Here is an 11,993-nt window from a genome sequence, read left to right as displayed (position 1 = left end):
TAATCAGCGAGTCAGCTTGGGAAGAAATGACCTGCTTATTCGCACCTTCCTTAGCGAAACGGAAATCCAATATATCCTTAATATCTGTATCGCTATTGCCCAATTCCACCATTTTTTTGAAATAATTATTCGAAAAGAAGATATAAAAAGAACCTGATGATTGCAGATCTTTATACGAAACGTTGTTTTGGCCATGCTGCAATGTATCTACCCAACGGCTGCCATCAGGACTGAACAACATATCGCCTGGAGCCAGGGCCACTACCAATGGCCAGTTGATCATCATTGGGTAAAAACTACCCCAGGAATTAATCTGACCTGTACTCTGCTGAGTGTAATCAAGCAACCTACAAACCATTCCTGATTGAGTATTGACGATCTGTACCTTACAGTTTACGTTTCCATCACCCGGCGTTGGCACCCCATCACTATTAATAAAAACCTCATCAGTTTCTCCGTTATGCAGCACTTTCATATGTGCACTTTTCGTAAAAGTCACCTTAGCCGAATACCAGAAGCCACTTGAATAATCATTTGCACAACGATTAACATAGTTGGCAGAATCCACCCAACACTGGTTTATCGTGATAGTAAAGCTACTTCCCACGGCCATTTGTTTCAGATACGAATAAAAGCTACTCGACAGTGTTCCTCCATACTCGAAAAGCTCTCCTGAAACCGCAACCCCATAAAAACCATTTTCATCAATAACTGATGATGCCTGAGGCTGTACTATGCTTGCTGTAAGATTGCAATTTGCATCCGGAGCACTTCTTATGTCGCAAGCAAGCCCGGTAAGCGGATATGACACCGGTGAATTCTCTATCCACATATCATAGTATGAATCCCTCATAACGGACTGATTAATAATCTGACTCATCAGTCCCAAACCGAGCTGCTGCCTCTCGGTTTTCAGTTCATCATTCCAGACATTAGCACCTTCAATTATTGACCGTTGGCCGTCACTACTTGCGACAAAGTAGCCACCATCACTATTTTCGATAAAAACAAACGACTGAGACACTGCTGGCATAGTATACTTTCCGTATGCCTCAACTTCCAACGAGGTAAAACAAAATACAACCCAAAGCACCGCCAGTAAAATGAAGTTATTAATTGCCACCACGTCCCCGCCCCTTAAAAAAATCTTAAGATATATTTCCTGCGCATATGAAAAATCGATTAAATGTATGGAGAAACTCTGATTGCAAAATCGAGATCATGACATATAATATTATTTGAAAAAAGAAGACTATGTGTTTATTAAAAATGAGTCAATACCGAAGAGAAGAAAAAGACAAAGTGAACAAGTTATTGTAAGAACAGCTAAAGGAAAAACTACATCATTATTAGAATTACTAAAAACAAACAAATAAAAAATCAACAATATCAATGAATTAAATAAAAAATTAAAACAAAAATTAATACTTAAGATTATTACCCAAACAAATTAAGAATAGTCACAGAAAGAGAAGCAAGATGAAATAACCACTCCCTGAAAATAAAATATCACCTTCATTTCATATTGGATATAATATTAATTCAAGATAAAAAAACGGCCTTTTATTAGTCCCAAAAAGAGGGAGTAATCGTAATAACAACAGGGGCCAACAGCAAGGGCCAATCACCGACATCAGCACTGGTTTTATCAACTATAACATTCCCGCAGGTGATGATTGATTATTATCTGAAAAATACTGTTTAATTCCTTTCGCGCGACTTAGCTTTAGCGTGGATGTCGGTGGCATCAGGAGTGTGCTGTATTGCGTATAGAAGGAGAACAATGGTCGGAATACGACTTTTCATCAGAATTCCTTCAATGAAAAAGGCGAAGGAAAAATGTCCCGCTATGATATGACAAAAAAATCAATTAATTAAACGACACGGTCTGGCAGAAAAGTACATTCATTCGTTCAGGTAGCATCAAACCGTACGCTGGCGTCGCCGCTCAAGATATCATCCCCGTAGTCAGTGACTTCCGTAGTATCGTCAGGGTACCCTTGATGCAGAAAGTGAGGGAATACTCAGCGCTGGTGCGATCAAAATGATTGTAACAGCCTGACTGCGCGCTAATATTGTCGCCCAAAATGCCAGCAGCTGTATCTATCATTTTGATGTTGGTAGGGTATGCGGCCGTTTTCTATTCAGGCAATAGATCGATTTTTGATCATCTGATTTTTATTCCTGCACGTAGATTTTTGGCGCTGAAAAATCACTTACCCGAACATTCATCGGTTATTTTTATAAATTTCTCGTCATAGACAATGTAGTGATTCCCCGGCTGGTGCAGCGTCGCCTGACGAACAACATCACCTGGCCGTAAATACCATGCATCTCCCTGCTCTTCCGTTGTGTTGCAGCCGGGCTTGATCAGCAGCTTAAACCAGGTATTCCCCGTATTGCTGACGGTACCGGCGGCACGATCGTAAACCCATTTGAAATTAACCTGGCGCGGGCGCACCACCAGGATAGTATCCATCACCACCACCGGATCTAAACTGACCGCCGCCCCGGAGGCATTGCGCGCGATATGGTTAAGAGTAGGAATTTCGCGAAATGAGACCCGATAGTAGCGTTCGCGGTTATCTTTCGGCCCGTGGTAATAAAACTTAAAGTATTCGCTGTCTCCCGCCTGAAGGGTCATCTGCCGGGGGGAAAACAGCAGCTCGCCATCCGCTGGACGCGAGCGCACCTCTTTGCCGCCGGGGCGGTCAATAGTAATGACCGAGACCTGATACAGGCGTACGCTTTTGTTGTTATTCAACACCCGCTTTGCAGCAAATTCGTCTTCCGGGGAGAGAGAGAAGGTCAGATTTCCCACCGAGATCGCCTGGCTCGCTGACGGCAGCCACAACGCCAACGCACAGGCTGCTATACGGAATAAATTATTGAACGTCACGCCACGTCGCCTGAACATGTACTTCACCTGAAGCGCTGACTTCGCCATACCAGCCACTGAGACTATCCAAAATACGCATTGATATTATTTCATTCATCAAGATAGACAGCTTAACCGTCGCAGTATTCATCATCCCGGGTTCACCAGAGATATCTGTCCACGCCGAGCTTGCCCATAGCGCGTCCGTCATATCATGCCAGCGCCCATCACACCCCGCGTCGAAGGTTTTCTTACTACCATTCCTGGTCGTAAACGAAAGGGTTGCCGGAAAAGGGACTTTATCCTGCGTATCCTGTGAACTAAAAATACAATACGCACGCCCATTTATCGTACGTGATGGGCCGGTTACTTTGATTTGCACCTCATCAGCAGCCGTTTTTCCCGTAGTGGCGACAATATAGTCAAAATCCAGTGATGGTTTATCGCTGCCAACATAACCCTCTCGCGTTGGTGACTCGCTATAATCATCAGAAGTAATGCTAATACCGAATTCACGTGGCTTGATAGTTAAAGAGTTGGACGTAGAGAAGTTATAAACAGCCCCCACCCCCACATTCTCCGTTCGACTTACTATAGTAAAATTAAACAACTCCTGACTACTAGTATCACTGAGCCCAATCGCCACCATTTTTTTAAAAAAATCATTAGAGAGGAAGACGTAAATAGATTCAGAAGATTTCAGGTCATCAAGGGTGTAATAGTCATTAGGTTTCTCCATGCCACCACTTGTAGTAATACTTGCTGGCAGCCAGGAGCTGCCATTTAAACTGAACTGCATATCATCTTTCGCGATCTCGTATTTCAGAGTCCAGTTAATTAACGACGGATATAACCGAAAAGACGTACTATTTGCGCCGTTAGTTTGCAGATTATAACTAACCATTTTGCAAGCCAGCCCAGACTTGCCTCCGACAATCTGTACTCGGCAGTCAGTATTGCCATCGCCTGGCGTCGGCACCCCATCACTATTGATAAAAATCTCATCAGTATACCCGATATTGTTTAGCCTCAGATGAGCACCCTTGGTGAAGGTTACCTCAGTCGCTTCCCAGGTAGCATTTACCCCATCGTCTTTACAGCGTTCTCCTCTGTTCGCATCGTAAAAAGGACTATACGCCCTGCATCCATTCAAGGTCATAGAAAAATGACTTCCTATCGTCATCTGCCGGAGATACTGATAAAAACCATCCGATATCAACCCAGACAACAGCACTGCCTGATTTCTACCATATACAATTCCATAAACCCCTTTACCATCGGTTACCGCTGTAGAGCAACCACTAGACACACATGCCGGACCCGCGAAAGGGGATGCGACTGGAGCACCTTCCAGCCACAGATCGAATATATTTGACGTGTCCACAATTGCCTGAGCGGTACCTATCACTCCCGGAAACTCCCCCGAATTTCCGGCTGCTACCATGGCATCACTGATACGACTTGGACCGACAATATATATTGGGTTCGATCCCGGCCCTGTTGACACAAAATAATCGCCATCAATATTGTTCTCAACGAGCGCAACCTCTCCGGATTGTGGGGGCAACGTCGTAACCCCTATAGCCATTGCCGAAATCGGTCCTCCCAGCAAGGCAAAAATTAATAACAAATGATTAACTTTCATTATTTTTATCTTCCAAAACAACTCCGGCATAGGTCCTCAGCCCGCTGCACACCACGTCGCCGACCCAAACCGCGCCACGCGCCTGATTCAGATCCAGCTCCACTTCACAACGCTGGTCTGAGCCGTAGCTGAAGTCGATGGTCGGGAATTTCTTATCTATATCCATGATGAACTCGCCTTTTTCATCCGTGCGGGTACGCCCAATGTGGTTGCTGATGCTAGCGTTGGCCAATAACGTGCCGTCCTCCGCGCGGATGCGCCCGGAGACGGTTACCATTTGCTTCACTTCCGGTTCAATCACCGCCACGTTGCCTGGATAGAGCGTCAGCCGGCTTTTACGCCCGCTCACGATGTCGTAACTGTCGAGCGAGTTTTTACTGTTCTGTAGTTCCACTTCATACCGGCCATACGGTGATAGCGGCAGATAGTTATGCTTTCCGGAGAGTTGAAAGAATCGCCCGTTAATCTTCGCGCTTAGCTGGCCGTCATCCTCCAGACCGGTATTTAAGATCAGCCCGGCATTGCCTTCGCTCATTCCGCTGGCCGCAATGTTTTTCCCCTGCCAGCCTATGCTGCCGCTGGCGTTCAGGTTGGTATTCACATAACCATCCGCGCCGCTGTTCACATTCAGCGAGCCGTTAGCATAACGCGTCTCAAACTGCGCATAGGCACCGCCGCTGAGCGTTTTGTCATCGCCGGTGTTGCCAGAAATCGCCCGTGAGACGTTGGCGCCGATGGTGCGGATCGGACCTTTATCAAAGCGCTTGCGCGCTGACAAGTTGGCTGTCGAATAGCCATTCTGGTGCGATATCCCACCGCTAATCCAATTACCGAGCGGCAGAGACAGGTCAAGCGCGATATATTTACCGGTATTGTTGTTATAACCTGAATTATTAAAACGCTGGATGCCCGCACGCAGTCCCAATGAACCAAAAGCACCACTGTAAATATTCTGGTAATAATCCGCCGTATAGTAATGACTATTATTCTGGCGATCATCGTTATAACTCATACTGAAGGTTCCCAGTTTTGACCATAGAGAACTCAGATTTAACGATCCACCGATAGCCCGGTTATCAGCATCGCTGCGCCGCAGCGTATCACCAACCGACGTTTTTTCCTGGTTAACCCAGACAGAGCTGAAACCACCGGGGAGCGTAGCGCTAACGCTGCCAATGCTGCTCCAGGAGCCATCGCTGGCCATCATGTTCTGCATATTGATGCTAATCGCACTGGTCAGCGGTAGGCTAAACCGCGTTTCTCCCACGCCAGTGGTGTCATAGCTGTAGCCTGATGCAGCCCAGGTGAGGGTATTCAACGATCCCGATGCCGAAACGCCCGCCAGCCAGCTATCTTTCGCGGGCTGCGCTTTTCTGCCGCCCTGCGACCAGCGGTCCATATGGAAGCTGCCGCCCCAGAATTGCCAGGCCAGAGGCGCTCCGGCTCCGCGTCCCCGACTGAACAATTTATTGACCCGCTGAGTGCGCTTACTCACTGAGCGACCATTAACAATGACTTCTACGTCAATGTCGTAAATCCCGTACGGTAGCCCGCGCGTATCCACTTCATGGTTACCCATTGCGAAGTTCTGTACGCTCAGCAACCGCCCGTCGCGCGACAGATGCACTTCGCCCGCCGCAGATAAAAAGGCTACCACCGGCGTCGCCGATTGGGTGTTATCAAAGACCGTCGAACTGGCCTGATTACCCCACGAAGCACCGTAAATTTTCCCCGCCGAAATGGCGGTCATTGGCCCCAGCGATTGCAGGTTCCAGGTATCCAGCATCCCGCCAGCAAAACGGTGACCAGAAAAATCCCGCTCATACATCGCTTTATACAACTGATTGTTTTGGTTGCGGGTCCCGGCACCGTAAATCGACCCATCAATCGCGATATGGTGTTCGCGTAAAGCGCTCATGCTATTGAGCGACAAATAGCTGGAGGTGTTATCACCGCCGTTACGCATCTGGTTGTTATACACTCCGAGGTTATAGTTAAGGGTGCTGCTGATCTTGTTGACGCTGGACTGGCCGATATCCTCACTACGAGTGCGCAGTACGGTACCCAGAGCTTCTTTTTTCACCACCAGCTGTAACAGCAGGCGGCGCAGGTCGAACTGTAGCCGGGCATCAGGCGTCAGGATAATACGCAGTTCGTCGCTGAAGGGAGCGTCGGCTATCTCAGCAAGTAACTGCCGGGTAGTCGCATTAAGTGAGGCATTTTCTTCTTTTTCTTCCAGTTGAATCTGGCGGATCCGCAGAGAATCATTATCCAGCCAGATAAAGGCGCTACCAAGCCGCTGGTCATTCTGGGTGCCGGAGCTACCTTCGAGGTGGGTAAACAATGGAACGCTCATCCCATTACGCAGTGCCAGACCAAAGGCCTGGGGAATAATCACACCACCAATCTGACGTGCCGGTTTAGAGGCCGCGTCAACACAGAAAGGAATTGAAACAATAACAAAACCGGAGGCAAGGATTGTTCGCAGGCCAGAGGCGTTCCAAAGTGAGGGCATATCCTTATCCCGTTTCTATAACCTATTATTTTACGGGCACAAACTGCTCGCCCTGCCAGAGCGCAACTCGCCCTTTTTTATCCGCAACATTGACGCGGGTAAAACGACGATTCTCTCCCGGCATCAGGTAGTAATTCTCTTTGCACTCTTTACCGTCAGCTGACTTCAGGCACGGGCCGTAGGCAAGAATGCGTAACGTGGCATTGCCCGTATTCACCAGCTTTCCGTCGCTGTACTGATAGCGGAAATTCACCTTGCGCGGGGCAACCACCAGAATGGTACCAATGCGGGCTGAAGCGGTGGCCACCGCAGTACGGGTACCGCCGTTGCGCTGGGCATCGCTTAAAGCCTGGTCGAACCAGACGATGCGGTAATAGCGCTCTTTTTCATCCATCGGACCTTTATAGAAAAAACGAATCGATTCGCTGGATTGCGCCGGCAGCAGAAGGCTGGCAGGAGTCAGTAAAAGCTCTTCTTTGCTCTCCATCGGGATGACTTTTCCACCTTCCTGCGGCGTCGTCAGGCGTTCAACGTGAATATTGATCAGTCTCCCGCTGTCGGTGGGATTTTTAATTTCTTTACTCAGCACGCTGGCTTCGCTGTTGATAAACGAAGATATATCACCGACGTCAAGCGCCATAGCCGGCGAAATTACGCAGAGCAACAGGCCAGCGGCCAGAATGTGATTTTTCATATGAATTCAGTCCGTGAAATAAGGCAGGGAGAAATCTCCCTGCCAGGTACGTCGAGAGGATCAGATGGTCCAGGTTGCGTCGAACTGAACGCTGACGTCGCCGCTCCAGATACCTTCCGGCAGCGTGCTGTAGTCAGTGACCGCCGTGGTGCCGTTAGTGGTACCCTCGATGATGGAGAAGGTGAAGAGCTCCTGCGCACTGGTGCGACCAGTTTGATTATAACCAGTAGACAACGCGCTGAGGTTGCCGCCAAGAATGCCAGTTGCAGTGTCTATCATCTTGGTGTCCGTGGTTTTATCAACAGCCACACCGTTGTAAGCCACGCCCACGCTCAGAGTAGAGCCGGAGGTGTCCAGCTGGGTCAGGGTGTTGGTAAGCAGACGAGAAGTCAGCTTAAACCCGGTTGCGGTTGTGTCGCCCTGAATGGTAACGTCAAACAGGCCTTTCTGGGTGTTAAAGCCTTTAATACCTTCTGCGTACTGAAACGACAGGCTACCCAGCGGAGTCACAACCAGCTTGCTGGTTGTGTCCTTTTTCGCCGTGGCAGACCAGGTGGCTACAGCCTGAGCAGTCGTATCAACCGCGTGCGCAACGCCCATACCAGAGAACGCAGCGACCAGAGCAACGGCAATAATCTTTTTATTCATAACATTTCATCCTGAGTAAAAATTAAGGGCATAATGCCCACATCCATGCGCATTAATCATTAATGCGCGAATTCAATAATAACGGTAAAATTAGTTTCTAAAATATTAAATGGCTATTCGATTTATCTTTGAATACAGCTTTACCTCAGCATTGCGCTGATGGGTATATACCGTTTTCACACTACAATTCTCTATTCGGGCAATAGACTTAGGCTGCATACCTTGTGCAAGAAGACCAATAATCTGCATCTCTTTTTTAGTCACTTTACCTTTCTTAATATCCGAGCGCAAAAAGCGGCCATTTATCACCCGGGATAATTCATCGCGAACATTGCGTAGCGAATCCGCATAAACCACGCCTCTGACCTGGCTATTGAAATACCAGTAATTAGCCAGTGCCTCTAACCGCGTGGCGGCAATTAATACCACCTGTTTTTTCTCTGTTTGCCTCAACCATTGACGTTCATGGCTGATAAAGTGGCACATAAACTTTGGGCTGATATTAATAAATATAAAATCATCCCGTATAGTTTCCAGGGAAGGGTAAATTAGCTCTCTGATTTCAAAAATAATCTCGGATAATCCATCAACAAAATAACGGTCCTCCTGCGGCCAAATGCATAACCGTAAACCTGATTGATAGTCCATATATCACGCATTCCTCCTCCATGATCCTACCGATTTCCCTAACGCTAAAATGGGGCAGGGAGTGGTTTCCCTCACTCCTCGGTAAATAGCCAAATATAAACAGAAAAATAATCTATAATGTGCATAAATCAAAATAAAACATAAACACAGTGAATATTTACAGAATTAAGAAATGAAATATCCCTTCTGCGCTTAAGAATTTATGTGTTTAATTAACATGAGTCAACATGAAGGAAGGGTAAAATCTAAATTCACATACCAAACATTAAAACAGCTAAAATAAAATAACAAAAAAACGTTAGAAATATTTAATTTTAAAAAATAAAAAACGAATAAAAACAATAATTATCAATAAGATAAATAAAAACAGTTAAATGAAAAAATCCTCAATTCACTCTACCCAGGAATTTTCCCGAAATTCATTAGGAATTCCCTTAGGAATAATAGAATAAATACAAAAAATAAATAATACAGAAGAAAATAAAAGTCATTGTGAATTATTTACTGATGGAATATTATATATATTCGGGATACAAAAACGTCACTTCATAACATTCATAAAAAGGCGGGATTTGAGGATGATGGCTTCATAAAAAAACAAACAAAGGAACATCACAAAGCGAAGACAGATCATTTTAAGTTATGCATTAACTCACTTTTACCTGCGTGTTCCCGGTTACTTCACCGGGCAATCGTCAGTCATTTTAATAAACTTATCGTTATAGATGATGTAGTGGTTCCCTGGCTGGCGCAGCGTAGCCTGGCGGACAACGTCGCCGGGCCGTAAATACCATGCATCCCCCTCCTCTTCCGTCGTGTCACATCCGGGCTTGATCAGCAGCTTAAACCAGGTGTTGCCGGTATTGCTGACGGTACCGGCGGCACGATCGTAGGCCCATTTGAAATTAACCTGGCGCGGTCGAACGACCAGAATGGTGTCCATCACCACCACCGGCTCCATGCTGACCTCGGTACCGCCGGGATTGCGCATCACATAATTACGGGGGGGGATTTCACGAAATGAAACCCGGTAATAGCGTTCGCGGTTATCTTTCGGCCCGTGGTAGTAAAACTTAAAATATTCGCTCTCGCCTGCCTGCAACGTCAGCTGACGTGGGGCAAACAGCAGTTCGCCGTCAGCAGGACGCGAGCGCACTTCCTTACCGCCAGGACGGTCAATCGCCACGATTGAAACGCGGTACAGACGCGCGCTCTTGTTATTATTTATCACCCGTTTAGCGGCAAATTCTGCGTCTGCCGCCAGTGAAAAAGTTAAGTTGCCGACGGAGATAGCCTGCGCCGCTGAGGATGCCCACAGCGCCAGCAGACAAAAGGCTGTTGGCAGCCAATTAATTAATGTTACGCCACGTTGCCTGGACATGAATCTCTCCTGAAGCACTCACCTCACCAAACCAGCCGTTATCATCCACCGTGCGCAGCGATATATCGTTATTCATCGGAATGGAAAACTTCACCGTTGTTTTATCCATCTGTCCCGTATCGCCGGAAATATCGGTCCAGGGGGTTGTTAACCATAGCGCATCGGTCATATCGCGCCAGGTATCATCGCACCCGGCATCATAAGTTTTGGTGGTTCCTGCCTGGGTAAGAAATGCCAGTGTCGCCGGGAACGGCACTTCCGACGTCCCGTCCGGGGAACTAAAAATACAGTATGAACGCCCGCCAATAACCTGTGACGGACCAGTCACTTTAATTAGCACTTCATCGGCGGCGGTTTTACCGCTGGTAGTAACAATATAGCCGAAATCCAGCGACGGTTCGCTGCTGCCTACATAGCCCTCACGCGTCGGCGCAGAGATGTACTCATCGGAAATAATGCTGATACTGAAATCGCGCGGTTTAATTATCAGCGTATTGGAGGTGGAAAACTCATACCACCCTGACTCTGGCGAGGTGGTGTTATAGAAACGGAAATTAAACAGATCTTTCGTATTAACATCGCTAATCCCCAGCGCCACCATCTGCTTAAAAAAGTTACTCGAGAAGAATACATAAACAGAATCAGATGATTTCATCTCATTGAACGTATAGTACTGGGCTATGCCGCTAACCGGCTTCCATGAATTACCGTCCAGGCTGAACTGCATATCATAGCTACCCACCGCAGAAGCCAGCGACGAGTTGCTGATCGCCGGGAAAATATGGATAGAGGTATTACTCAGGCCGTTGGTTTGCAAATTGTAATTCACCATTTTGCAGCTCAGGCCGGAACGGGTTCCGATAGTCTGCGTCCTGCAGTCTGCATTGCCCTCCCCCAGCGTTGGCACGCCATCGCTATTGATAAACACTTCCGCCAGCGCATGAGTATTAATTAGCTTCAGGTTTGCGGCCTTGGTATGAGTGACATTACGCACATACCAGTAGCCTGAAGCCTGATCTTTACAGCGTTCGCCGTTGCTGGCGTTATAGCTGACGGAAGTCATACAGGAGTTAATGGTCATGGAGAAACTGCTGCCCACCGACATCTGTTGCAGATACTGGTAAAAAGAGTCAGACATCATGCCGTGCATCCACTTTTGCCCGCCAGTTGTCACCGTCGCGCCATAGAAACCGCTGGCATCGCTGGTTTGCGGCAGGATCAGACTGGTCGCCATATCGCAGCCCGCATACCAGTTGATACAACGCAGACCGAGTAAGGGATGAGAAGCCGGCGAGTTATCCAGCCACATATCGAAGAACCAGTTGGCGTACAATCCGGTATTGTAGCCGTTGTCGATATAGCCCAGACTCTGCTGATAGATGGTGCCCGAGCCGTTATATTTCAGCCCGGTCCAGCGGTTCGCCCCGGTCATTCGCGGATCTAACGCGCCTCCGGGGGTGACAAAGAAGTTATCGTCCGAGTTGTTTTCCACAAACACAAACTGCATGGCCGCCGCATCAGGCCAAGTGGTTTTTGTTATCGCCGCGTTAACCCGCATCACACACAGCGCCGCCGTTAACATCA

The 11,993-nt window shown here is 47.5% G+C and carries 9 protein-coding genes and 1 pseudogene; all 10 read right to left on the bottom strand.

Going from position 1 to position 11,993, the window contains the following annotated elements:
• Positions 1-1,123: pseudogene (locus QVF11_RS07805) on the bottom strand (hypothetical protein); the annotation flags it as partial.
• An 825-nt stretch (positions 1,124-1,948) separates the two neighbouring features.
• The gene (locus tag QVF11_RS28615) at positions 1,949-2,110 is read right to left on the bottom strand and encodes a common pilus major fimbrillin subunit EcpA (protein ID WP_353738513.1); all 162 of its coding nucleotides are present in this window, start codon (positions 2,108-2,110) and stop codon (positions 1,949-1,951) included.
• A gap of 102 nt (positions 2,111-2,212) precedes the next feature.
• Positions 2,213-2,917, bottom strand: coding sequence for a fimbria/pilus periplasmic chaperone (locus tag QVF11_RS07800; protein ID WP_287856100.1), 705 nt, complete (start codon positions 2,915-2,917; stop codon positions 2,213-2,215).
• Entirely contained in the window at positions 2,886-4,523 is a 1,638-nt protein-coding gene (locus tag QVF11_RS07795; RefSeq protein ID WP_287856098.1) for a hypothetical protein, read from the bottom strand. The genes QVF11_RS07800 and QVF11_RS07795 overlap by 32 nt, the downstream gene beginning before the upstream one ends.
• Complete coding sequence (locus QVF11_RS07790) at positions 4,513-7,038, bottom strand: fimbrial biogenesis outer membrane usher protein (RefSeq protein WP_287856097.1); 2,526 nt, start codon at positions 7,036-7,038, stop codon at positions 4,513-4,515. Before QVF11_RS07790 ends, QVF11_RS07795 begins: the two co-directional genes overlap by 11 nt.
• Positions 7,039-7,063: 25 nt before the next feature.
• Positions 7,064-7,732, bottom strand: coding sequence for an EcpB family pilus assembly chaperone (locus QVF11_RS07785; RefSeq protein ID WP_112214050.1), 669 nt, complete (start codon positions 7,730-7,732; stop codon positions 7,064-7,066).
• A 60-nt stretch (positions 7,733-7,792) separates the two neighbouring features.
• Positions 7,793-8,380, bottom strand: coding sequence for a common pilus major fimbrillin subunit EcpA (gene ecpA, locus QVF11_RS07780; RefSeq protein WP_287856095.1), 588 nt, complete (start codon positions 8,378-8,380; stop codon positions 7,793-7,795).
• Positions 8,381-8,485: 105 nt separating this feature from the next.
• Positions 8,486-9,028, bottom strand: a complete 543-nt coding sequence (gene ecpR / locus QVF11_RS07775; RefSeq protein ID WP_287856093.1) for an ECP biosynthesis operon DNA-binding transcriptional regulator EcpR — start codon at positions 9,026-9,028, stop codon at positions 8,486-8,488.
• 676 nt (positions 9,029-9,704) lie between these two features.
• Positions 9,705-10,409, bottom strand: a complete 705-nt coding sequence (locus tag QVF11_RS07770) for a fimbrial biogenesis chaperone (RefSeq protein ID WP_287856091.1) — start codon at positions 10,407-10,409, stop codon at positions 9,705-9,707.
• Complete coding sequence (gene ecpD, locus QVF11_RS07765) at positions 10,378-11,991, bottom strand: fimbrial adhesin EcpD (RefSeq protein WP_287856107.1); 1,614 nt, start codon at positions 11,989-11,991, stop codon at positions 10,378-10,380. Before ecpD ends, QVF11_RS07770 begins: the two co-directional genes overlap by 32 nt.
• Between the last annotated feature and the right edge of the window lie 2 nt (positions 11,992-11,993).

It is taken from the genome of Klebsiella sp., assembly GCF_027492335.1.
GTDB lineage: Bacteria > Pseudomonadota > Gammaproteobacteria > Enterobacterales > Enterobacteriaceae > Klebsiella > Klebsiella huaxiensis.
This window is presented reverse-complemented; position numbering and strand designations above follow the sequence as displayed.